A 22414-nucleotide genomic window follows, 5' to 3' on the forward strand; every position below is an offset into this window, starting at 1 on the left:
GCATCACAGATGGCCATGAGCACCACTGTCTACGGTTTGAAGAACTGCGATACCTGCAAGAAGGCAACCAAGTGGCTGGACCGCTTCGGCGTGCCGTACACCTTCGTCGACTACCGCGACAACAAGCCCAGCCCTCAAAACCTGCTGGAATGGGCCGCGCAGCTGGGTGGCCTGGGGGCGATGGTCAACAGGTCCTCCACCACCTGGCGGCAGCTGCCGGACAACCGCAAGGCGGCCGACTCGGATGCCGAGTGGAAGCTGCTGCTGCGTGAGTACCCGCAGCTGATCAAGCGCCCGGTGGTGGTAACCGCCGACGGCACGGTCAGCCAGGGTTTCAGTGACAACGGATTCAAGGCACGCTTCGGCGTGGGCGGCGCATGAGTGCTGTTCTCGACCTGACCTGCGAGCTGATTGCACGCCCCTCGGTGACGCCGGACGATGCCGGCTGCCAGGCGTTGCTGGCGGCACGGCTGAAGCAGGCCGGGTTCCACTGCGATCACCTGCGCCTGGGCGAGGTCGACAACCTGTGGGCGACCCACGGGCAGGGCGCGCCGGTGCTGGTGCTGCTGGGACACACCGACGTGGTGCCGCCCGGCCCACGCGAGGCATGGGCGAGCGACCCGTTCACGCCGACAATCCGTGACGGCGTGCTGTATGGCCGTGGCACGGCCGACATGAAGGGCAGCGTGGCTGCGTTCGTGGTCGCCGCCGAGCAGTTCGTGGCCGCGCACCCCGATCATCCCGGCACGCTGGCGGTGCTGTTGACCAGCGACGAAGAAGGCGATGCCATCGATGGCGTGCGCCATGTGGCACGCCTGTTCGCCGAGCGTGGCCAGCGCATCGACTGGTGCATCACCGGTGAGCCTTCGTCGACCGCGACGCTGGGTGACCTGCTGCGGGTCGGCCGTCGCGGCAGCCTGTCGGCCAAGCTGCGCGTACAGGGCGTGCAGGGGCATGTGGCGTACCCGGAAAAGGCGCGCAATCCCATCCACCAGGCCGCGCCGGCACTGGCCGAACTGAGTGCGCGGCGTTGGGACGAGGGCTACGAGAGCTTCCCGCCGACCAGCCTGCAGATCTCCAACATCCATGCCGGCACGGGCGCCAACAACGTGATTCCCGGTGAGCTGGAGGTGGATTTCAACATCCGCTACAACCCGCACTGGGACGCGCCGAAGCTGGAGGCGGAGATCGCCGCACTGCTCGACCGGCATGGCCTGCAGTACACGCTGAAGTGGCATCGCAGCGGCGAGCCGTTCTACACCCCGGAAGGTACCTTGCGCGCCACTGCGCGTGCCGTGCTGGCCGAACACATCGGTCGTGCGCCGGAGGAAAGCACCGGCGGTGGCACCTCCGACGCGCGCTTCATCGCACCGCTGGGTGCGCAGTGCATCGAAGTGGGGCCGGTCAACGCCAGCATCCACCAGGTGGACGAGAACGTGCGCGTGGACGAGCTGGAAGCACTGCCGGGGGTGTACCAGCGGCTGGTGGAACGGCTGCTGGTGTGAGGAGGGTGGGTGCCGACCGTTGGTCGGCACGCCTCCGGCTGAGGCTGCTTCCCTGTAGAGCCGAGCCATGCTCGGCTGTCTTTTCCTGGCAGAAGCAGCCGAGCATGGCTCGGCTCTACTACTCCGAGAAAATGAAGAACGGCGGCTCGATCGCCTTCTTCCAATAGCTCGGCGCGGCCATGTAGAAGTTCTGCGCCTCGGCCCTGGCAAACCATTGCGCCGCTGTATCGGCATCTTTCTCCACGCCCGGCGCGCTCCGCCCCAGCAACAGCCCAGCAAAGTACTGGCCGAACACATTTCCCTGCTCACCAGCACGCTGGTACAGCTGCAGGGCGCGCGCCGGATCGCGCGGCAGGCCCACGCCTCTTTCCAGCAGCGCGCCCAGGTCGACCTGCGCTTCGGCATCGCCGCGCTCGGCGCGTCGCTGGATGCGGGCCACCAGCGGGTGCACGGTGCCGGCCTGCGTGGCCAGCGCATCCGGCAGGCGCGAGGATCGGCTTGGATAGCGGTGGTAGATCATCGCGCGCAGGTCCCAGCGCAATGCCAGCTGCGCGTCGCTGCGCGCGCGATAGGCAGTGGCGAGTTCATGGAACGCGTAGGGATTGCCGTGGTTGGCCGCTGCCAGGTAGGCGCGTTCGCCACGTCGCCACGACGCACGCAGAACCGGCGCTGGGTCGATATGGGGGCTGTCGGCATGCCGCAGCGTGCCGGACGTCCAGATCCGGCCCAGTGCTTCTTCCGCCTTGGTGTTGTGGAAGGTCCAGGGCGTGATCGCAGCGGCGCGCTCGTAGTACGTGATCGCACGCGGATCGTTGAAGTGCTCGAAGGTCTGCGCGGTGTTCCAGGCACCGTCGAAGCTGCCGTCGGTGCCGCGTTGCTCCAGGCTTTGCAGCTGGGCTGGCGGCAGGGGCGAGGGCGGGGGCAGGGTCTGGCATGCGGCCAGGCCCAGGCAGAGCAGGGCGGCCAGCGCCCCGGTGCGTCCATTGCGGTGTTGCATTCCAGTTACACATTGCAGGGCGGGCCATTATGCGCCGCCAGGCGGTCCAGCTGGTTGCCGACGCAACTGTTGCGCCGTGCCGGAAACCGGGGTAGGGTCGATGCCATGTCGATCCGCCTGGCCACCGCCGTCAACAACAACCGCAATAATCTGCGCGCGAATAATCGTGCGCGGCCGATGCGGGACTGCGCCCTGGGTAGATAGACAGCAACATACGCCCGGACACCAGAAAACCCGCATCGGCCGATGCGGGTTTTTTTGTGCCCGGGCGCCGCCCCACCCGGGCCTGGATGGCCGGTCGAACACCTTCCCACCCGTGAAATCCCCCAACAGGAGCTCCGCCATGTGTTCGATCTTCGGAATCTTCGGCCTGCAGGCCGGTGACGATCTTCCCGCCCTGCGCCGCCACGCGCTGGAACTGTCGCAGCGCCAGCGCCACCGCGGCCCGGACTGGAGCGGCGTGTACCTCGACGAGGGCGCACTGCTGGTCCACGAGCGGCTGGCCATCGTCGATCCGGCCGGCGGCTCGCAGCCGTTGCTGTCGGCCGACGGCCAGCTGGCGTTGGCGGTGAACGGCGAGATCTACAACCACCAGCAGCTGAAGGCCGCGCTGACCACCGCCTATGACTTCCAGACCGGCTCGGACTGTGAAGTGATCAACGCGCTGTACCGCCAGGGCGGATCGCCGGCGCAGTGGCTGGAGCAGCTCAACGGCATCTTCGCCTTCGCGCTGTGGGACCGTGACAGCGGTCGCGTGCTGGTGGCGCGCGATCCGGTCGGCGTGGTGCCGCTGTACTGGGGCCATGATGCGCAGGGGCGCCTGCGCGTGGCCTCGGAGATGAAGGCGCTGGTCGATTCCTGCGCCGATGTCGCGCAATTTCCGCCAGGCCATTACTTCGACAGCGCCAGCGGCGAACTGGTGCGCTATTACCAGCAGCCGTGGCGCGAGTATGCGGATGTGCAGGGCCGTCAGGCCGACCTGGCCGAACTGCGGCAGGCCTTCGAGCATGCGGTGGAGCGCCAGTTGATGAGTGACGTGCCGTACGGGGTGCTGTTGTCCGGTGGCCTCGATTCCTCGCTGGTCGCCGCCGTGGCTGCGCGCTATGCACGCCGTCGCATCGAGGACGGCGGCCAGACCGAAGCCTGGTGGCCGCGTCTGCATTCATTCGCGATTGGCCTGAAGGGCTCGCCCGATCTGGCTGCCGCAGCGGTTGCTGCCGAAGCGCTGGGCACCGTGCACCATGGCTTCGAATACACCTTCGAAGAAGGCCTGGACGTGCTGCCGGAAGTGATCCGCCACATCGAGACCTATGACGTCACCACCATCCGCGCATCGACGCCGATGTTCCTGCTGGCGCGGCGGATCAAGGCGATGGGGGTGAAGATGGTGCTGTCCGGCGAAGGCAGCGACGAGATCTTCGGTGGCTACCTGTACTTCCACAAGGCGCCGGATGCGCGCGAATTCCACGATGAACTGGTGCGCAAGCTCGATGCCCTGCACAACTATGATTGCCTGCGCGCCAACAAGTCGATGATGGCCTGGGGCGTGGAGCCGCGCGTGCCGTTCCTGGATCGCGAATTCCTCGACGTGGCAATGCGTTTCGACGCCGCGCACAAGATGGTCGGCGCCGGGTTCGGAGGCCGCCGCATCGAGAAGGCGGTGCTGCGCGAGGCGTTCGACGGCTACCTGCCGGACAGCATCCTGTGGCGGCAGAAGGAACAGTTCAGCGATGGCGTCGGCTATGGCTGGATCGACGGGCTGAAGGCGCATGCCGAAGCACAGGTGAGCGACCGTGTGCTGGCGGCCGCAGACAAGCGCTTCGCGCACAACCCGCCGCAGACCAAGGAGGCGTACTACTACCGCCACCTGTTCGAGCAGTTCTTCCCCAGCCGTGCGGCTGCCGAAACCGTACCGGGCGGCAAGTCGATCGCCTGTTCGTCGCCGGCGGCGATTGCATGGGATGCCAGTTTCGCGGCAGCGGCCGACCCGTCCGGGCGTGCGATTGCCGGCGTGCACGAACAGGCACTGGCCTAGCGCCGGCGGTAGTGCCGGCCGCTGGCCGGCAATGGCGGGGTCAGATTCCTTCTCCTTTGGGAGAAGGATCTGGCCGCGATCCTCAACGTGCAGGCACCAGCGTCATCACATGCTGGGCCTTGCCCGGCAGGAACGGGGTCGGGCGGCCATGCACCCAGTCTTCATGGCCGGCACCCCAGTAGGGGGACAGCGGATGGCCGCTCTGGCCGCCGGGCATGTGCACGATGCCGTCGGCCTCGTGCCCGGGCGAGACCACCATCCGCTCGGACGCGCCGAAATTTGGCGTCTGCACGCGCGGCATGTCGCGGTCGCCGGGCAGGCGATCGGCCGGCATGCACAGCCAGCGCTTTGCGAAGTCCGGCAGCGCGCCTGCGATCGGATGGCAGATCGCTGCGGTGTTGCGTTCGCCCCAGCCGCGCTGGGCCAGCGGGCCCTGTTTGGACAGTTCGGCCTCGGTACGTCGTGCCGCATCGACCAGCAGTGCGTCCCAGCTGTCGAAGGCGGGGGGCAGCAGGTTGGCCGGGCGCTGCTGCAGCATCGGCCAGGCGACGCCTTCCAGCTGCGCCAGCCGCGGTTCCAGGTAGTCCTCTCCCAGTCGAACGTTGGCCGGGGCCAGTAGTGCGTCAGACAGCGTCTGCATTACCTGCGAGCGGAACTCGCGCACCACCCGGTAGCTGACCGAGCTGGCCGAGGCGCGGCCGCCCCATTGATGGCTGGCTTCTCCCAACCGCTTCAGCGCGGGATCGTCACTGCGTTCGATGACGTCGTGCAGCAGTGCCCACCAGCGCTGCAGGAACACCGCACGGTCGTCGAGCTGGATTGCCAACAGGTCGTGCTCGTCGAAGCGCTCCTGGATGGCCAGCAGGTCGCGGATCTGACGCGCACGGGCACCGAGGTCATAACCGCCATGGCCGACGCTGGCCAAGGCCTCGCCGTCGAGGACGCGGCCGTTGGCGGTCCACAGGCGATGATCGGGTGGGTCGATCAGTGCCGGTGCGGCGTCGCTGCGGATCGGCCAGGGCGCGCAGTCCCGGTTGCTGGCGGTATTGAAGCCGGCCGGTGCACAGCCGGGGCCGCGGTCGGGCCGGGCGCCGATCAAGCGCCAGGCGATGCGTCCGCTGCGGTCGCCGATCACCAGGTTCTGAGCGGGGATGCCGGCCTGGTCTGCGAAGTGCAGGGCGGCTTGCAGATCGCCGGCACGGGCCAGGTCACCGAAGTCCAGGCGCACCGCACCCGGCAGCTGCGCGACCCAGCGCAGGGCATCGCCGCTGCCATCGGCATGCGTGTGCAGGATGGGTCCCCAGGCGCTTTCGCGCACCGGGAACAGCACGTCGGCCTGGCCCGCCACCGCGATGCGCTCGTCATGCACGGTGACCGCCGCGTTGGCCGGTTCAGTGCGGTAGTCCGCCGTGTCGATGTAGCTGTTGGTGAAGCCCCAGGCGACATGCCCGTTGCTGCCGACGATCACCGCCGGCAGGCCGGGCAGCGAGAAACCGGTGACATCGACCTGGCCGCCCGCGGCCTGCGGATCGGGGTAGCGCAGGCGCACGCGGAACCACAGCGCTGGCGCGCGCAGGCCCAGGTGCATGTCATCGGCGACGATGGCGCGGCCGTCGGCGGTCAGTGCACCGGATACGGCGAAGTTGTTGCTGCCGACCGCGTCGGCCTCTTCCTGCCTGGTGCCCGGCTTTCCCTGCAATGTGCGCAGATCAAGCTGGCTGGCGTCGGGCAGCACGGCGTTGCCGGTCGGTTCGCCGAACAACGGGGCATCCCATTCGCTGCCATCGTGGGCGAGCAGGGCGTACAGCGCCGGCGGCACCACCGCGCGGATGCGGCTCAGCGCCAGTTCGGTCTGGTTGCCCGGGTCCTGCAGGTCGGCGTACATGGCCAGCCCGGTGAGCACGCTGTCGCTGGCCTGCCAGGGCTGCGGCGCCTGCCGCAGCAGCAGGTACGCCCATGGCCGTACCGGGAGTCCGGCCAATCCCTCATTGACGCCGGCGACGTAGGCGCCCACGGCCTCGCTGTTGCTGCCCAGCGCGGCCTGCATGTTCGCCTCGGTACGCGCGCGCAGGCGATGCACGCGCATGCGCTTGTCGGCGTCGATGGCCTTCGGCCCGAACAGCGCGGACAGCTCGCCAGCGGCACTGCGCCGCATCAGGTCCATCTCGAAATAGCGTTCCTGCGCATGCACGCGGCCCAGCGCACGCATCGCGTCGGCCTGGCTGCCGGCGGTGATGGTGACCACGCCCAGCGCGTCGCGCTCGACGGTGACCGGCTTGGCCAGGCCCGGCAGCGCATGCTCGCCGTCCAGGTCGGCCAGGCTGCCGCGCAGCAGCAGCCACGGCACCAGAACGGTGACCAGCACGATGGCGATCAATACGCCCAGCACCCAACGCCATGTACGTCGCATCGCACGTCCTTTCCACGCTCGAGGATCGATTGTAGCCGCAGGCGCAACTGCGACTGATTCCGATTAGATCACCGTCGCCGGAAATGCGTCACCCTATGCCGCATCGATTCACAGGAGCCCCCCCCATGAAAGGCAACCCGGACGTCATCGCCTGCCTGAAGGAACTGCTGCGCGGCGAGCTTGCTGCCCGCGACCAGTACTTCATCCATTCCCGCCGCTACGAGGACCAGGGCCTGTTCGCGCTGTACGAACGCCTGAACCACGAGATGGAAGAAGAGACCCAGCACGCCGACGCGCTGCTGCGCCGCATCCTGTTCCTGGGCGGCGACCCGGACATGCGCCCGCATGCCACCGAGCCGGGCAAGACCGTGGAGGAGATGCTGCAGAAGGACCTGGATACTGAATACGCGGTTCGGAACAATCTCGCCGCCGGCATGAAGCTGTGCGAAGAGAAGGGTGACTACGTGAGCCGCGACATGCTGCTGGCGCAGCTGAAGGACACCGAGGAAGACCATGCCTGGTGGCTGGAGCAGCAGCTGGGCCTGATCAAGCGCATCGGCCTGGAGCTGTACCAGCTGAGCAAGATCGACGGCAACGGCGCCCCGGCGCACTGAGCCGCAGGTGGCGCCGGGCCATGCCCGGCGACCACCCGGTAGAGCCGACCGCTGGTCGGCTGCTCTACAAAAAAAACAGCCGACCAGCGGTCGGCTCTACCAGAAGAAGCACAGCGTTCTGTCGCCCGCCAGCACCGGAGCACCGCCAGCCAGCCTTTGCCCGCCAGCTGCTCCACCGCCCGCCAGCCGACAACGAAAAAGCCGGGGCATGCCCCGGCTTTTTCGTGCCTGACGTCCCTGGATTCCGGTAGTGCCGGCCGCTGGCCGGCAACGTTGGATCCGAGCAACATTCAGCAGTTGCCGGCCAGCGCCCGGCCCTACCGGTCACTCCACCGACAGGCCTTCCACCTTCTGCCAGCCACGCGGCAACAGGTGGCCGCGGGTGGCGCGCGCGCCGAGATACGCGTCCAGCTCGTTGAACTTCAGGCCCATGGTGCGCTGGCCGCTGCGTACCTGCAGGGTCTGCCCTGGGCTGATCGCCACGATGGCGACCACGCGTTCGGTGGCGAGCTTGGCCTTGGGGATCTCGATGATCTTGTTGCCCTTGCCCTTGTCCAGTTCCGGCAGGTCGTTGGCAGCGATCGCCAGCAGGTTGCCCGAGCTGGTCACCGCCACGATGCGATCAGTGGCGACGTTGGCAACCACCGAAGGGATCAGCACCGACGAGCCGGCCGACAGGTTCAGCATCGCCTTGCCGGCCTTGTTGCGGCCGATCAGGTTCTCGAAGCGGGTGACGAAGCCGTAGCCATGGCTGGAGGCCAGCACGAAGCGCGTCTCCGGTTCGGCACTGGCCAGGGTGACGAAGCTGGTGCCCGGCGCCGGCGAGAAGCGGCCGGTCAGCGGCTCACCATTGCCGCGCGCCGAAGGCAGGGTATGCACCGGCGTCGAGTAGGCGCGGCCCTCGCTGTCAAGGAACGCGACCTGCTGGGTACTGCGCGCGCGCACCGCGCCCTGCAGGGCGTCGCCATCGCGGTAGGAGAGGGCGGACGCATCGACATCATGGCCCTTGGCGGCACGGATCCAGCCCTTCTCCGACAGCACGACGGTCATCGGCTCGCTCGGCACCAGCTCGGTCTCGTCGATGGCCTGCGCGGCCTGGCGCTGCACCAGCGGCGAACGGCGTGCGTCGCCGAACTTCTTGGCATCGGCGGTCAGTTCGTCGCGGATCAGCTTCTTCAGCTTGGCCTTGCTGTCGAGGATGCCGAGGATCTTCTCGCGCTCCTTGGCCAGCTCGTCCTGCTCGCCGCGGATCTTCATCTCTTCCAGGCGGGCCAGCTGCTTCAGCTTGGTTTCCAGGATGTACTCGGCCTGGTCGTCGGACAGGCCGAAGCGCGCGATCAGCGCTGCCTTCGGTTCGTCCTCGGTACGGATGATGTGGATCACCTCGTCCAGGTTGAGGAAGGCGACCAGCAGGCCTTCCAACAGGTGCAGGCGGCGCTCGACCTTCTGCAGGCGGTGCTGCAGGCGGCGGGTGACGGTATTGCTGCGGAAGGTCAGCCATTCGCTGAGCAGCATCTTCAGGTTCTTCACCTGCGGACGGCCGTCCAGCCCGATCACGTTGAGGTTGACGCGGTAGCTGCGCTCCATGTCCGTGGTCGCGAACAGGTGGCCCATCAGCTGTTCGGCATCGACGCGGTTGGAGCGCGGCACCAGCACCACGCGCACCGGGTTGGCGTGGTCGGACTCATCGCGGATGTCTTCCAGCCACGGCAGCTTCTTGGCGCGCATCTGCGCGGCGATCTGCTCGATCACCTTCGACGGCGACACCTGGAACGGCAGCGCTGTGACCACGATGTTGTTGGCTTCCTTGGTGAAGGTCGCACGCGCACGCACGCTGCCGTTGCCGGTCTCGTACATGTTCCGCAGATCGCTGGCCGCGGTGATGATTTCGGCGCTGGACGGGTAGTCCGGGCCCTGCACGTGCTCGCACAGGTCGCGCACGCTGGCCTCGGGGTTGTCCAGCAGGTGCAGCAGCGCGCTGACGATCTCGTTGAGATTGTGCGGCGGCACGTCGGTGGCCATGCCCACGGCGATGCCGGTGGTGCCGTTGAGCAGCAGGTGCGGCAACCGCGCCGGCATCCAGGTCGGTTCCTGCAGGGTGCCGTCGAAGTTCGGCGCCCAGTCGGTGGTGCCCTGGCCCAGTTCGCCCAGCAGCACTTCGGCGATCGGGGTCAGCTTGGATTCGGTGTAGCGCATCGCCGCGAACGACTTCGGGTCATCGCTGGAGCCGAAGTTGCCCTGGCCTTCGATCAGCGGGTAGCGGTACGAGAACGGCTGGGCCATCAGCACCAGTGCCTCGTAGCACGCGCTGTCGCCATGCGGGTGGTATTTACCGATGACGTCACCGACGGTGCGTGCGGACTTCTTCGGCTTGGACGCGGCATTCAGGCCCAGCTCGCTCATCGAATAGATGATGCGGCGCTGCACCGGCTTCAGGCCGTCGCCGATGAACGGCAGGGCGCGGTCCAGGACCACGTACATCGAGTAGTCGAGGTAGGCGCGCTCGGCGTACTCGCGCAGCGGCAGTTGTTCGAATCCGTGGAACACGGGGCGGGCAAGTTCGGTCATGCGGCGTTGTTACCTGTTGTCGGGAGGCGGCGACGGCGGTCGCCGCTCGCAATCCTGTGATTATCCGGATGCGGCGGGGGATGCCAAGCCGCGCGCAGGGTCCAGCCCGGTTTCCAGGCCATGTCCGGCACGTGCCAGGTAGCGCCCGGGTGGCAGCCCGAAGTGGCGGCGGAACACGGTGACGAAGGCGCTGGCGCTGCTGAAGCCCAGCGCATGGGCGATATCGGCCACGCTGCGGCCGTCGGTCAGCTGGCGCAGGGCCTCGGACAGGCGGGCCTGCTGCCGCCACTGGGCGAAGCTGAGGGTGGTCTCGTCGCGGAAGTGGCGGGTCAGGCTGCGCGGGGAAAGCCCGGCCCAATGCGCCCATTCGGCCAGGCTGCGCTCGTCGGACGGGTCGGCCAGCAGCTGCGAGGCGATCTTCAGCAGGCGCCGGTCATGCGGCATCGGCAGGTGCATGCGCTGGCGCGGGGCGGTGCGGATCTCGTCCAGCAGCACGTCGATGATGTGCTGGCGTTCGGGCGTGGTGGCATAGCCCAGCGGCCATTCGCAGATGCGGTCGGCCAGCGCCTGCGCCAGCTTGGACAGGCCCAGCACGCAGGGATCGGAAGGCAGGCTGGCGCAGGCAGGCGCCGCCAGGGCCATGCCCCAGCCACGCAACGGCCCGTCGAGGGTGACCGTATGTGGCTCCAGCGGCGGCATCCAGCCGGCCGAACCCGGCGCCAGTGACCAGGTGCCGTGCGAGGTGCGGGTGGTCAGCAGGCCGCGCTCGACGCAGATCAACTGTGCGCGCTGGTGGTGGTGCCAGTCCACTTCGCGGACCAGGCCCTGCGGGCTGTCGAAGCGGAAGGCGACGACCGGAGGGCCATCGTTGCGCTCGAACCAGTCCAGCGCGTCGTCCCGCAACAGGCGCTTGGGAGGGGGGATTTCTGCCTTGTTCATCATATCCGCTGGCTGAAATGTGTCATCCATTGGCTGGATTGTACTACCGGGCCACCTGACCAGATCATTAAGGTAGGCGCCTTCACTGATCGAGCCCACTGCTGCAACACAGCATTCGATGCCAGATCGAATATTTCCATTGAGAAATATTTTTTTTGGAAGAGAATGCTCCCCCATGATCTGTCCTGCAACCACTCCCCCCAGCTTCGGCCTGCTGCTGCGCCAGGTGCGCGACGGCCTGGTCCGCCAACTCGACGCGTCCATGGCTGAAGAAGATCTGGGCATCGGCTTCACCCACTACATCGGGCTGAAGGTGCTTTCGCACATGGCCCCCTGTACCGCCAACGAACTGGCCCAGGCCATCGACCAGGTGCCCAGTGCGGTCACCCGCCTGCTGGACAAGCTCGAGGCTCTGGGCTGTGTCCGCCGCGAGCCGCATGCGCAGGACCGGCGTGCACTTCAGATCGTGCTGACCGACGAAGGCCGCGCGCTTTGGGCGCGGCTGAAGCTGCGCGGCGACGCGGTGATGGATTACGCGCTGCGTGATCTTTCCGCCGATGAGCGCACGCTGCTGCTGTCCCTCCTTACCCGAATCCGCGATTCACTGACGACCCCATGAACCCGATCCCGCATCCCATTCTCCGCCGGTCCGGGCGCGCGCTGCTGGTGTCAGCGCTGGCCCTGGCCCTGGCCGCCTGCGCCAGCAGCCGCGGCCTCACCCCGCAGGGCCACGTGCTTGAGGTTGACAGCCTGCACAGCGAACGCACCCTGGCCGACACCGACCTGAGCGCCACCGGCTTCCCGGCGCAGGACTGGTGGAAGGCACTGGGCGATGCGCAGCTGGACGCGCTGGTGGCTGAAGGCCTCGCCGGCCACCCGAGCCTGGACGCCGCCGATGCACGCCTGCGCCAGGCCCAGGCCCAGGTCGGCACCGCGCGCGCCGATCAGCTGCCCAGCCTGTCGGTGTCCGGTGGCTACACCGGCCTGCGCCTGCCCGAATCGATGGTCGGCAGCGAGATGGGCGGCCGCTACGGCGGCAGCAGCCAGGTCGCCTTCGACTTCAGCTACGGCGTGGACCTGTGGGGCGGCAAGCGCGCCGCTTGGGAAGCGGCCGTGGATGGCGCGCATGCCGCCACGGTCGAAGCCCAGGCGGCACGCCTGAACCTGTCCACCGGCATCGCCCAGGCCTACGCCGATCTGGCGTATGCGTGGCAGCTCAATGACGTGGCCGAGGAAGAACTGACCCGCTCGCAGAAGTCGCTGCAGCTGACCCGCCAGCGCCGCAGCGCCGGCATCGACAGTGACCTGCAGGTGCGCCAGGCCGAGGCCCGCTTGCCGGCCGCGCAGCAGCAGGTTCTGGCCGCGCAGCAGCGCATCGACGCTGCCCGCACCGCGCTGGCCGCGCTGGTCGGCAAGGGGCCGGACCGGGGCCTGTCGATCCAGCGCCCGCAGCCGCTGAACCCGATGGCGTTGCAGCTGCCGGGCGTGCTGCCGAGCGAACTGCTTGGCCGTCGCCCGGATATCGTGGCTGCGCGCTGGCGCGTGGAAGCGGCCGACAAGCAGATCAAGGTCGCCAGGACCAAGTTCTACCCGAGCTTCAACCTGACCGCGCTGGCCGGCGTGGTCGCCCCGAACGTGGGCGACCTGCTGAAGAGCAGTTCCACCTTCGCCTACATCGGCCCGGCGCTGAGCCTGCCGATCTTCGAAGGCGGCAAGCTGCGCGCCAACCTGGCCAACACCGATGCGCAGTACGACCTGGCGGTGGCCAACTACAACCAGGCCGTGCTCGACGCATTGCGCGACGTCGCCGACCAGGTCAATGCGGTGCGTTCGCTGGCACAGCAGGCGCACGCGCAGCAGCAGGCCGTGGACACCGCACGTTCGGCCTTCGACCTGGCCCAGCAGCGCTACCGCGCCGGCATCGGCAGCTACCTGGACGTGCTGACCGCGCAGTCCACCCTGCTGCAATCGCAGCAGCAGCTGGCCGGCCTGCAGTCGCAGCAGGTGCAGACCTCGGTGCGCCTGAGCAAGGCCTTGGGCGGTGGTTTCCAGCCCGTTGACGCCGACCGCGCCCCGATTGCCTCCCATTCCGATTCCTCGCATTCCTGAAGACCTCCGCCATGAGCCAGACCCAAGACACCGCGGCCCCGGCCGCCTCCAACCGCCGCGGCAACCTGCTGCGCGGCCTGTTCGTGATCGTCGTGCTGCTGCTTGCCGCACTGGCGCTGTGGTACTTCATGTTCGGCCGTTGGTTCGAAGAGACCGACGATGCCTACGTGCAGGGCAACCAGGTGCAGATCACCCCGCTGGTGGCCGGTACCGTGGTCGCCATCAACGCCGATGACGGCATGCGCGTCGAGCGCGGCCAGCTGCTGGTGCAGCTGGATCCGTCCGACACCTCGGTGGCGCTGCAGCAGGCCGAAGCCAACCTGGCCAAGACGGTGCGCCAGACCCGCGGCCTGTACCGCAGCGTGGAAGGCGCGCAGGCAGACTTGAATGCCCGCCAGGTGACCCTGAAGCGCGTGCGCGACGACTTCGCCCGCCGCAAGGACCTGGCCGCCACCGGCGCCATCTCCAACGAAGAACTGGCCCATGCCCGCGATGAGCTGGCGGCCGCCGAAGCCGCCGTGGCCGGTTCGCGCGAGACCGTCGAGCGCAACCGCGCGCTGGTTGACGACACCGTGATCGCCACCCAGCCGGACGTGCAGGCAGCGGCCGCGCAGCTGCGCCAGGCCTTCCTCAACAACGCCCGCGCCGGCATCGTCGCGCCGGTCACCGGCTATGTTGCCCGTCGTTCGGTGCAGGTCGGCCAGCGCGTGCAGCCGGGCAATGCCCTGATGGCCGTGGTGCCGACCGAGCAGATGTGGGTCGAGGCCAACTTCAAGGAAACCCAGCTGCGCCACATGCGCCTGGGCCAGGAAGTGGAGTTGAAGTCCGACCTGTACGCCAGTGACGTGAAGTACAAGGGCCGCATCCAGAGCCTGGGCCTGGGCACCGGTTCGGCGTTCTCGCTGCTGCCGGCGCAGAACGCCAGCGGCAACTGGATCAAGATCGTGCAGCGCGTGCCGGTGCGCATCGCCATCGATGCCAAGCAGCTGGCCGAGCACCCGCTGCGCATCGGCCTGTCGATGAAGGCCGAAGTGAGCCTGCGTGACCAGAAGGGCGAAGTGCTGCCGAGCGCAGCGGCCAAGGGCACGGTGTTCGACACCGATGTGTATGCCAAGCAGCTGCATGATGCCGATGAGGTGATCCACACGATCATCCAGGGCAACCTGCCGCAGCAGCAGGCGAAGGCGGGCTGAGGTCGCCATGTCCGCACAAGCTCCAGCCGCGCCCGGCGCTCCGGGCGCACCGGCGGCGCCAGGTGCGGCCTCCGGGTTCCTGCCACCCAGCGTCGCCCTGTGCACCGTGGGCCTGGCGATGGCGTCGTTCATGCAGGTGCTCGACACCACCATCGCCAACGTCTCGCTGCCGACCATCGCCGGTAATCTCGGTGCCAGTTCGCAGCAGGCGACCTGGGTCATCACCTCGTTCGCGGTCAGCACGGCCATCGCGCTGCCGCTGACCGGCTGGCTCAGCCGCCGCTTCGGCGAACGCAAGCTGTTCGTCTGGGCCACGCTGGCCTTCGTCATCACCTCGCTGCTGTGCGGCCTGGCGCAGAGCATGGGCATGCTGGTGGTATCGCGCGCGCTGCAGGGCTTCGTGGCCGGCCCGATGTACCCGATCACGCAGTCGCTGCTGGTCTCGATCTATCCCCGCGAGAAACGCGGGCAGGCGCTGGCGCTGCTGGCGATGATCACCGTGGTGGCGCCGATCTGCGGCCCCATCCTCGGTGGCTGGATCACCGACAACTACAGCTGGGAATGGATCTTCCTGATCAACGTGCCGTTGGGCATCTTCGCTGCCTTGGTGGTGGGCAACCAGCTGAAAGGTCGCCCGGAGCAGATCGAGAAGCCGAAGATGGACTATGTTGGCCTGATCACCCTGGTGATCGGTGTCGGCGCACTGCAGCTGGTGCTCGACCTGGGCAATGACGAGGACTGGTTCTCGTCGATGAAGATCGTGGTGCTGGCCTGCGTGGCTGTGGTGGCGCTGACGGTATTCCTGATCTGGGAACTGACCGACAAGGATCCGATCGTCGACCTGAAGCTGTTCCGCCATCGCAACTTCCGCGCCGGCACGCTGGCGATGGTGGTGGCCTATGCGGCGTTCTTCAGCGTGGCGTTGCTGATTCCGCAGTGGCTGCAGCGTGACATGGGCTACACCGCGATCTGGGCGGGACTGGCGACCGCGCCGATCGGCATCCTGCCGGTGATCATGACCCCGTTCGTGGGCAAGTACGCATCGCGCTTCGACATGCGCATGCTGGCCACGGTGGCCTTCATCGTGCTGTCGATGACCAGCTTCCTGCGCTCGAACTTCAACCTGCAGGTGGACTACATGCACGTGGCCGGCGTGCAGCTGATCATGGGTATTGGTGTCGCGCTGTTCTTCATGCCGGTGCTGCAGATCCTGCTGTCGGACCTGGATGGTCGCGAGATCGCGGCAGGCTCGGGCCTTGCAACGTTCCTGCGTACGCTGGGTGGCAGCTTTGCGGCGTCGCTGACGACGTGGCTGTGGGCGCGGCGCACCCAGGTGCACCATGCCGACCTGACCGAGCACATCTCGGCCTATCAGCCGGGCATGCAGGACCAGGTGGCGGCAATGGGGCAAGGTGACCTGCAACATGGCGCGGCGGTGCTGAACAACATGATCAACCACCAGGCATCGCAGATGGGCTTCAACGACATCTTCTTCCTGCTGGGCTGGATCTTCCTGGCGATCATCGCGTTCCTGTGGCTGGCCAAGCCACCGTTCGGCGCCGGTGCAGGTGCGGCCTCGGCCGGTGGCGGGCATTGACCGACCAGTGTTGATGAAAAACAAAACCCCGCCGGAAGGCGGGGTTTTTGTTTGCAGCCTCATCGCGATGCATGCACGCGTCGCGTGGATGCGCCCGGATGACGGGCATGAAAAAACCCGCTTGCGCGGGTTTGATCATTTGCTGAGTCATGGTGCCCAGGAGAGGACTCGAACCTCCACGAAGTTGCCCCCGCTAGCACCTGAAGCTAGTGCGTCTACCAATTCCGCCACCTGGGCGACTCAGGAGACGAATTATGGGGAACGTCAGAGGATGTGTCAACAAGATTTCACGCTTTTCTCTGCGGCGGTACGCCCAGGTGATGCAGCAGGCTGCGCATCGCCGGCGACAGCTGCGTCCACTCGGCAAAACAGGCGCACAGGCGACGTTGAGCCCACGCATCGGCAAGCGGTACGGCGACGGTGTGCGTGCTGCGCCGATGCTGGCGGGCGACGGTACGCGGCACGATGCCGACCCCGATGCCGTGGCCGACCATGATGCACACGCCTTCGAAGGTTTTCATGCGGATGCGCACGTCCAGGCGGCGCCCGATGTCGCGCGCCTGGTCTTCAATGTAGGTCTGCAGGGCGTTGCCGTCGGCCAGGGCGACAAAGGTCTCGCCAGCCATGTCGGCGAAGGCCACGCTGCGCAGCGATGCGAAACGATGCTCTGCGGGCAGCAGCATCACCAGCGGATCTTCGGCCACCACATGCTGCTGCAGGCCGGCGGCGTCGACGGCATCGCTGATGATGCCGGCCTCGGCCTGGCCGGCACTGATCGCACGCACGACTTCAGGGCTGGTGCGTTCCAGCAGTTCGACATGCAGGCGCGGGCGCTCGGCCAGCCAGGGGGCGAGACGCGCGGGCAGGTAGTTGGTCAGCGCTGCAGTGTTGGCATACAGGTGCAGGGTGCCGCGCGCGCCATGCGCGAACGCCTGCAGCTCGCCGCGCAGCTGCGCCTGCTGCTGCAGGATCAGGCGGGCATGGTGGGCGAGGGCAGCGCCGGCCTCGGTCAGGCTGACCCCGCGCGGGTGCCGGTTCAACAATGCCGTACCGGCGTCGGCTTCGATCGTGCGCAGGCGTTCACTGGCCGAACCGAGCGCCAGGTTCGCCTGCGCCGCGCCGGCGGTGATGCTGCCGGCTTCGGCGATGGCCAGGAACAGGCGCAGGTCGGCGATGTCCATCCGCATGTCGTGCCCTCATTGCAACGCCCGAGCCTTCGGATCAGCCGAAGGCGAGGCCGGGAAGACCGCATTGTGCGCCGGGCGGTGGCCCGATCCAATGAAGGCATGAATGAATCGATGTACTTCTACGTGCTGCTGGTGGTGGTGTTCGTGCTGGCCGGCGTGGTCAAGGGCGTGACCGGGATGGGCCTGCCGACGGTGGCCATGGGCCTGCTGGGGGGCGCGCTGTCTCCGGTGGCGGCGGCGTCGATGCTGTTCATCCCGACCTTTGTCACCAATGCATGGCAGCTGGTGTCCGGGCCGTCACTGGGCCACATCGTGCGGCGGCTGTGGCCGATGATGCTGGCGGTGGTGGTGGTGACGCTGGGCTCGGCCGCGCTGCTGGTGAGGGTCGATCGCACCTGGTCGCGCGTAGCGCTTGGCGTGGCGCTGGTGGTCTATGCGGCCTATGCGTTGCTGGCCCCGGTGTTCCGTGTGCCGCAGCGGCGCGAGCGTTGGCTGGGGCCGCTGGTGGGGGCGCTGTCGGGCGTGGTGACCGGTGCGACCGGTGTGTTCGTGATGCCGGCGGTGCCGTACCTGCAGTCGCTGGGATTGCAGCGCGAAGAACTGGTGCAGGCGCTGGGGCTGGCGTTTACCGTGTCGACGATTTCGCTGACCACCGGCCTGGTGCTGCACGGCGCGTTCGGTATCCAGCAACTGGGGCTGAGCGCGCTGGCGGTGATACCCGCGCTGCTGGGAATGTGGCTGGGGCAGCTGATCCGGCAGCGGATCAGTGCGCGGGTGTTCCGCGCCTGCTTCCTCGGGTTCCTGCTGCTGCTCGGGCTGGAGCTGGTACTGCGGCCACTGTTCTGAAGCGCGTTGCCGCGCGTGTACGTAGAGCCGAGCTTGCTCGACTGCTTTGCGCTTCGTCCTGCATGGCATCAGTCGAGCAAGCTCGACTCTACGGACCGGTGCAGTCGAGCATGGCTCGACGCTACAAAGGCCCGGACTCCGGGCATGAAAAAACCCGCTTTCGCGGGTTTTTCTCATTCTCGACATGGTGCCCAGGAGAGGACTCGAACCTCCACGGTTTTACCCGCTAGTACCTGAAACTAGTGCGTCTACCAATTCCGCCACCTGGGCGTCGAGGAGCGAGATTATGGGGTGTCGCTGCGGGGGTGTCAATAGGTGGGAGTGCTTGATGGGGTACGATGCAGGGCAGGCTGGTATGGCCTGCTTGGAGGGGACGAAGTGCCGCTTTTTGAATGATTCCATCGAAGCCTTCTCTGGACTGGGTGCGGCAGGGTGAAGGGGCGGAGGGGGTAGAGCGTCTTGAGGCCTTTTTCGGCGGCCATGGATATGCGCCGCATCGGCACGACACTTACGCCGTCGGGTACACCGTGTCGGGGGTTCAGAGCTTCAAGTATCGGCGTACCCAGCAGCACGGGCTGCCCGGCACCGTGTTGGTGCTGCATCCTGATGAACTTCACGACGGCCAGGCGGGTACGGCGGAGGGTTTCCGGTATCGAATGGCCTACGTATCACCGTGGCACATCCAACAGATGCTCGGCGGGACGTCGCTCCCTTTTATCGACGGAGGCGTGTCGCGCGATCCCCGGTTGAGGGCGGCGATCGCCCTCCTGCTGCAGCGCCTGCATGCCCGCCCGGACCCGCTGCAGCACCTGGATGCGCTCCATGATCTTGCCCGGAGCCTGGTGGCTGCAGCGGGACGTCCACAGACAAAGACGCGTCCGGATTTCTTTGCGGTCGCTCGTGCGCGTGAGTACATGCTTGATCGGTTGAACCAGGGGGTGACCTTGGACGACCTGGCATCAGTTGCCGGTACGGACCGCTGGCAGTTGAGCCGGGATTTTCGCGCAGTGCTGGGTACGAGCCCCTATCGCTTCCTCACCATGCGCCGTCTGGACCGGGTAAGGGCCCTGTTGGTCAAGGGCGCGCCCATCGCTCTCGCGGCGCTTGAGGCTGGGTTCTATGACCAGAGCCACATGGCAAGGCATTTCGCTTCGGTCTACGGCTCTCCGCCGGCCCGCTGGTTACAGCGTTTGGGGAGGGGTCCTCATGGCCGATGAGGCTGCACGATCGTACAAGAGGGTTGCAGGCAAGATCCGGATGCTTGTGTTTCCAACCAGATCGCAGGCCCATGTAATGAATTCCCTGATCCGCCCCTCCGTTTGCCAGCCGGTCAACCTCGCAGAAAAATTTGCCGCGCTGAAGGACTCATGGATGCCCAGAGTCGTTGCTGAGCTCAACGACTATCAGTTCAAAATCGTGCGGCTGCAGGGTGAGTTCATCTGGCATGCCCATGCCACGACCGATGAGGCGTTCATCGTCATTACGGGAGAGCTCCGCATTGAGCTGCGGGATAGGCACGTCGCGTTGCGCGCGGGAGAGCTCTTCGTGGTGCCGCGAGGCGTCGAGCATCGAACGTGTGCTGACCGTGAGGTGGAATTGATGCTTATCGAGCCGCGCGGGGTACCCAATACAGGCAGCGCAGGGGGAGCGCGTACGGCGCCGAACGACGTGTGGGCATGATTCAACTGTGCGCATAACAAAAAACCCCTGATTTCTCAGGGGTTTTTCATGTTTGGTGCCCAGGAGAGGACTCGAACCTCCACGGTTTTACCCGCTAGTACCTGAAACTAGTGCGTCTACCAATTCCGCCACCTGGGCGTTCCAGAGGCGCAATTGTGAAGATGAATCCGCAGGCTGTCAACGACTTCCTGCAATTTTTTCACGCAGTGCCTTCAAGGCGGCCACTGACCCGTTCTGCACGCCGTCACCGGCTACCATGTAGGGCGATGACTACCAAAAAACCAAGCAAGGGCGGGAGCAAGTCCCGCAGCCAGGCCCCGAAGAAGGGCGCCAAGGCGGGCGCGGCCCGCACCACCAAGCCGGGCAAGCCGCTGCCGGGCTGGTTCCCCGAATTGAATGACGGCGGCGCGCCGCCGCGTGGCCGCAAGCGCCATGGTGATGATGCACCGGGCCCGGCCCCGGGCCGCAAGTTGCCGCCGACCGGCAAGGTGATCGACGATCCCTATGCCGCCCGCGAGGCAGAAAAGTACGAGCAGCCCATCGCCAGCCGCGAGGCCATCCTGGCCCTGCTGGAGCGTTGCGAAGGGCCGCAGACCGCCGAAGAACTGGGCGCGCGCCTGGGCCTGGGTGCGCCGGACCGGGCCGAAGCGCTGTCGCGCCGGCTCGGCGCCATGGTCCGCGATGGCCAGCTGGTGCAGAACCGGCGCGGTGGCTTCGCCCCGATCCAGACCCTGAACCTGGTCACCGGCGTGGTGATCGCCAACCCGGAAGGGTTCGGCTTCCTGCGCCCGGTCGAAGGCGGCGACGACCTGTTCCTGCCGCCGTATGAAATGCGCAAGGTGATGCACGGCGACAAGGTGCTGGCGCGCGTGACCGGCATCGACCACCGCGGCCGCCGCGAGGGCAGCATCGCCCGCGTGCTGGAACGTGGCATGACCCGCCTGATCGGCCGCTTCAGCGTCGAGATGGGCATCAACTACGTGGTGCCCGACGACAAGCGCGTGCAGCGCAACGTGCAGGTGCCGCCGGACCAGACCGGTGGCGCGCGCGATGGCCAGCTGGTGGTCTGCGAACTGACCCAGGCACCGGACAGCCGCCGCCCCCCGATCGGCCGCATCATCGCCGTGCTCGGCGACAAGCTGACCGCCTCGCTGGTGGTGGAGACCGCCATCCACGGCCACGAACTGCCGTTCGAGTTCCCCCAGGAAGTATTGGACGAAGCTGCGTCGGTACCGCTGGTGGTCGAGCCGTCGATGATCGGCGACCGTGTCGATCTGCGCAGCACGCCGCTGGTCACCATCGACGGTGAGGATGCCAAGGACTTCGACGACGCGGTGTACTGCGAGCCGAATGCCGATGGTTTCCGCCTGGTGGTGGCAATCGCCGATGTCTCCAACTACGTGCGCCCCGGCACGCCGCTGGACGAGGAGGCGCAGAAGCGCGCGACCTCGGTGTACTTCCCGGGCTTCGTGGTGCCGATGCTGCCGGAGACCCTGTCCAACGGCATCTGCTCGCTGATGCCCAAGGTCGACCGTATGTGCTTCGTCTGCGACATGCAGATCGACCGCGACGGCCTGGTCACCCATTCGCGCTTCTACGAAGCGGTGATGAACTCGCACGCGCGCCTGACCTACACCCAGGTGTGGAAGGCAGTGGGCGAGGATGATGCCGATACCAAGGCCTGGATGGGCGATCTGCTGCCGCAGGTGCAGCGCCTGCACCAGCTGTACAAGGTGCTGTCGAAGGCGCGCGCCAAGCGCGGTGCCATCGAGTTCGAAAGCAGCGAAGTGCGTTTCGTGCTGGACAACCGCGGCGAAGTGACCCAGGCCGGCATGCTGGTGCGCAACGACGCGCACAAGCTGATCGAGGAATGCATGATCGCGGCCAACGTCGAGGCGGCCAAGTACCTGCTGTCGCGCCACGTGCCGGCGCCGTACCGCATCCACGAGAAGCCACCGGAAACCAAGTACGCCGACCTGCTGGAATTCCTCAAGGAGTTCAAGCTGAGCCTGCCGCCGTGGTCGAAGGTGCGCCCGGGCGACTACACCAAGCTGCTGAAGAAGATCCGCGACCGCCCCGATGCCACGCTGCTGGAATCGGTGCTGCTGCGCAGCCAGAGCCTGGCGATCTACAGCCCGGACAACCACGGCCACTTCGGCCTGGCGCTGGAGGCCTACGCGCACTTCACTTCGCCGATCCGCCGCTACCCCGATCTGCTGGTGCATCGTGCGATCAAGCACGCGCTGTCCGGCAAGCCGCTGGACAAGTTCACCTACAACGCGCGCGAGATGGCCGCGTTGGCGCTGCAGTGTTCCGAGCGTGAGCGTCGCGCCGATGAGGCCGAACGCGAGGTCGACGAGCGTTACCGCGCGGCGTGGATGGAAAAGCACGTCGGCGGGCAGTTCGACGGCGTGATCAGCGGCGTGACCAGCTTCGGCCTGTTCGTGGAACTGGACGAGTCGAAGGTGCAGGGCCTGGTGCATGTCACCCAGCTGCCGCAGGACTATTACAAGTTCGACGCCACCCGCAAGACGCTGACCGGCGAACGCCGTGGCAGCAGTTACCGGCTGGGCGACCGCGTGCGCATCCTGGTGCTGAAGGCCAGCATGGAAGAACGCAAGATCGACTTCCGCCTGGTCGAGCACAAGGGCGAGGACGAAGGCGATGGCCTGCCGCCGCTGCCCGAGCGTGGCAAGCCGGCCAAACGGAAGAAAGAGAAATATTGATGGCCGTG

General features: G+C 67.0%; 17 protein-coding genes and 3 tRNA genes. 12 read left to right on the plus strand and 8 right to left on the minus strand.

All coding sequences use genetic code 11. From position 1 onward, the window contains the following. The first annotated feature begins 9 nt into the window (after positions 1–9). On the plus strand, positions 10–381 hold the full coding sequence (locus tag AC5P7U_RS08600) for a Spx/MgsR family RNA polymerase-binding regulatory protein (protein ID WP_197563071.1): 372 nt from the start codon (positions 10–12) through the stop codon (positions 379–381). Then, positions 378–1505 carry a succinyl-diaminopimelate desuccinylase gene (gene dapE, locus AC5P7U_RS08605; RefSeq protein ID WP_197563069.1) on the plus strand — a complete coding sequence of 376 codons (1128 nt, stop codon included), beginning with the start codon at positions 378–380 and terminating at the stop codon, positions 1503–1505. Before AC5P7U_RS08600 ends, dapE begins: the two co-directional genes overlap by 4 nt. Before the next feature lie 118 nt (positions 1506–1623). Here the strand turns inward: dapE and AC5P7U_RS08610 are convergent, their stop codons facing one another. Then, complete coding sequence (locus AC5P7U_RS08610; RefSeq protein WP_197563067.1) at positions 1624–2502, minus strand: tetratricopeptide repeat protein; 879 nt, start codon at positions 2500–2502, stop codon at positions 1624–1626. A gap of 343 nt (positions 2503–2845) precedes the next feature. On the opposite strand from AC5P7U_RS08610, the gene asnB reads away from it, so the two are divergent. Beyond that, complete coding sequence (gene asnB / locus AC5P7U_RS08615) at positions 2846–4537, plus strand: asparagine synthase B (protein ID WP_133934219.1); 1692 nt, start codon at positions 2846–2848, stop codon at positions 4535–4537. A gap of 82 nt (positions 4538–4619) precedes the next feature. Here the strand turns inward: asnB and AC5P7U_RS08620 are convergent, their stop codons facing one another. After that, positions 4620–6947, minus strand: a complete 2328-nt coding sequence (locus AC5P7U_RS08620) for a penicillin acylase family protein (protein ID WP_197563065.1) — start codon at positions 6945–6947, stop codon at positions 4620–4622. Between the two features lie 125 nt (positions 6948–7072). Here AC5P7U_RS08620 and bfr point away from each other — a divergent pair, with 125 nt between their 5' ends. After that, on the plus strand, positions 7073–7561 hold the full coding sequence (gene bfr, locus AC5P7U_RS08625) for a bacterioferritin (RefSeq protein ID WP_004151115.1): 489 nt from the start codon (positions 7073–7075) through the stop codon (positions 7559–7561). A gap of 324 nt (positions 7562–7885) precedes the next feature. Here bfr and parC read toward each other — a convergent pair whose 3' ends face one another. Together parC and AC5P7U_RS08635 are read right to left on the minus strand one after the other, a co-directional pair. Then, a complete protein-coding gene (parC, locus tag AC5P7U_RS08630) occupies positions 7886–10129 on the minus strand; it encodes a DNA topoisomerase IV subunit A (protein ID WP_006427619.1) in 2244 nt (747 codons plus the stop codon). A 60-nt stretch (positions 10130–10189) separates the two neighbouring features. Next, positions 10190–11071: a helix-turn-helix domain-containing protein gene (locus tag AC5P7U_RS08635; protein WP_197564790.1), complete on the minus strand. Its 882-nt coding sequence runs from the start codon at positions 11069–11071 to the stop codon at positions 10190–10192. Between the two features lie 172 nt (positions 11072–11243). On the opposite strand from AC5P7U_RS08635, the gene emrR reads away from it, so the two are divergent. Genes emrR through emrB form a run of 4 tightly spaced genes read left to right on the plus strand, consistent with a single transcriptional unit; the run spans position 11244 to position 15967 of the window. Then, positions 11244–11687: a multidrug efflux system transcriptional regulator EmrR gene (gene emrR / locus AC5P7U_RS08640; protein WP_005408766.1), complete on the plus strand. Its 444-nt coding sequence runs from the start codon at positions 11244–11246 to the stop codon at positions 11685–11687. Continuing rightward, positions 11684–13177 (plus strand): multidrug efflux transporter outer membrane subunit EmrC, encoded by a 1494-nt coding sequence (gene emrC / locus AC5P7U_RS08645; protein WP_197564791.1) that lies wholly within the window; start codon positions 11684–11686, stop codon positions 13175–13177. The genes emrR and emrC overlap by 4 nt, the downstream gene beginning before the upstream one ends. An 11-nt stretch (positions 13178–13188) precedes the next feature. Continuing rightward, complete coding sequence (gene emrA, locus AC5P7U_RS08650; RefSeq protein WP_197564792.1) at positions 13189–14370, plus strand: multidrug efflux MFS transporter periplasmic adaptor subunit EmrA; 1182 nt, start codon at positions 13189–13191, stop codon at positions 14368–14370. Positions 14371–14377: 7 nt separating this feature from the next. Beyond that, positions 14378–15967: a multidrug efflux MFS transporter permease subunit EmrB gene (gene emrB, locus AC5P7U_RS08655; protein WP_006427717.1), complete on the plus strand. Its 1590-nt coding sequence runs from the start codon at positions 14378–14380 to the stop codon at positions 15965–15967. Positions 15968–16117: 150 nt separating this feature from the next. On the opposite strand, the gene AC5P7U_RS08660 is transcribed toward emrB, so the two are convergent. Continuing rightward, positions 16118–16204: transfer RNA gene (locus tag AC5P7U_RS08660), tRNA-Leu, on the minus strand. A gap of 50 nt (positions 16205–16254) precedes the next feature. Next, positions 16255–17154 carry a LysR family transcriptional regulator gene (locus AC5P7U_RS08665; protein WP_197564793.1) on the minus strand — a complete coding sequence of 300 codons (900 nt, stop codon included), beginning with the start codon at positions 17152–17154 and terminating at the stop codon, positions 16255–16257. A gap of 99 nt (positions 17155–17253) precedes the next feature. Between AC5P7U_RS08665 and AC5P7U_RS08670 the strand changes: the two genes are divergently transcribed. Then, positions 17254–18000 carry a sulfite exporter TauE/SafE family protein gene (locus tag AC5P7U_RS08670; RefSeq protein ID WP_197564794.1) on the plus strand — a complete coding sequence of 249 codons (747 nt, stop codon included), beginning with the start codon at positions 17254–17256 and terminating at the stop codon, positions 17998–18000. 185 nt (positions 18001–18185) lie between these two features. On the opposite strand, the gene AC5P7U_RS08675 is transcribed toward AC5P7U_RS08670, so the two are convergent. Further along, positions 18186–18270, minus strand: a tRNA-Leu gene (locus tag AC5P7U_RS08675). Between the two features lie 122 nt (positions 18271–18392). Here AC5P7U_RS08675 and AC5P7U_RS08680 point away from each other — a divergent pair. Together AC5P7U_RS08680 and AC5P7U_RS08685 are read left to right on the plus strand one after the other, a co-directional pair. Further along, complete coding sequence (locus AC5P7U_RS08680; protein WP_006427721.1) at positions 18393–19217, plus strand: AraC family transcriptional regulator; 825 nt, start codon at positions 18393–18395, stop codon at positions 19215–19217. A 76-nt stretch (positions 19218–19293) separates the two neighbouring features. Next, positions 19294–19680 carry a cupin domain-containing protein gene (locus tag AC5P7U_RS08685; RefSeq protein ID WP_049457565.1) on the plus strand — a complete coding sequence of 129 codons (387 nt, stop codon included), beginning with the start codon at positions 19294–19296 and terminating at the stop codon, positions 19678–19680. A gap of 53 nt (positions 19681–19733) precedes the next feature. Here AC5P7U_RS08685 and AC5P7U_RS08690 read toward each other — a convergent pair. Beyond that, positions 19734–19818 (minus strand) — tRNA-Leu (locus AC5P7U_RS08690). Positions 19819–19946: 128 nt separating this feature from the next. Here AC5P7U_RS08690 and rnr point away from each other — a divergent pair. After that, positions 19947–22406, plus strand: a complete 2460-nt coding sequence (rnr, locus tag AC5P7U_RS08695; protein WP_197564795.1) for a ribonuclease R — start codon at positions 19947–19949, stop codon at positions 22404–22406. The last annotated feature ends 8 nt before the right edge of the window (positions 22407–22414 follow it).

The organism is Stenotrophomonas sp. YJH_SMC_57 (genome assembly GCF_059369755.1).

Bases quoted from the DNA above. Each gene is read 5' to 3' on its own strand.
- AC5P7U_RS08670 (WP_197564794.1), top strand. From the start codon at position 17,254: ATGAATGAATCGATGTACTTCTACGTGCTGCTGGTGGTGGTGTTCGTG.
- AC5P7U_RS08635 (WP_197564790.1), bottom strand. From the start codon at position 11,071: ATGATGAACAAGGCAGAAATCCCCCCTCCCAAGCGCCTGTTGCGGGAC.
- emrB (WP_006427717.1), top strand. From the start codon at position 14,378: ATGTCCGCACAAGCTCCAGCCGCGCCCGGCGCTCCGGGCGCACCGGCG.
- AC5P7U_RS08620 (WP_197563065.1), bottom strand. From the start codon at position 6,947: ATGCGACGTACATGGCGTTGGGTGCTGGGCGTATTGATCGCCATCGTG.
- AC5P7U_RS08680 (WP_006427721.1), top strand. From the start codon at position 18,393: ATGATTCCATCGAAGCCTTCTCTGGACTGGGTGCGGCAGGGTGAAGGG.
- AC5P7U_RS08600 (WP_197563071.1), top strand. From the start codon at position 10: ATGGCCATGAGCACCACTGTCTACGGTTTGAAGAACTGCGATACCTGC.
- emrC (WP_197564791.1), top strand. From the start codon at position 11,684: ATGAACCCGATCCCGCATCCCATTCTCCGCCGGTCCGGGCGCGCGCTG.
- dapE (WP_197563069.1), top strand. From the start codon at position 378: ATGAGTGCTGTTCTCGACCTGACCTGCGAGCTGATTGCACGCCCCTCG.
- AC5P7U_RS08685 (WP_049457565.1), top strand. From the start codon at position 19,294: ATGAATTCCCTGATCCGCCCCTCCGTTTGCCAGCCGGTCAACCTCGCA.
- emrA (WP_197564792.1), top strand. From the start codon at position 13,189: ATGAGCCAGACCCAAGACACCGCGGCCCCGGCCGCCTCCAACCGCCGC.
- bfr (WP_004151115.1), top strand. From the start codon at position 7,073: ATGAAAGGCAACCCGGACGTCATCGCCTGCCTGAAGGAACTGCTGCGC.
- rnr (WP_197564795.1), top strand. From the start codon at position 19,947: ATGACTACCAAAAAACCAAGCAAGGGCGGGAGCAAGTCCCGCAGCCAG.
- asnB (WP_133934219.1), top strand. From the start codon at position 2,846: ATGTGTTCGATCTTCGGAATCTTCGGCCTGCAGGCCGGTGACGATCTT.
- AC5P7U_RS08665 (WP_197564793.1), bottom strand. From the start codon at position 17,154: ATGCGGATGGACATCGCCGACCTGCGCCTGTTCCTGGCCATCGCCGAA.
- AC5P7U_RS08610 (WP_197563067.1), bottom strand. From the start codon at position 2,502: ATGCAACACCGCAATGGACGCACCGGGGCGCTGGCCGCCCTGCTCTGC.
- emrR (WP_005408766.1), top strand. From the start codon at position 11,244: ATGATCTGTCCTGCAACCACTCCCCCCAGCTTCGGCCTGCTGCTGCGC.
- parC (WP_006427619.1), bottom strand. From the start codon at position 10,129: ATGACCGAACTTGCCCGCCCCGTGTTCCACGGATTCGAACAACTGCCG.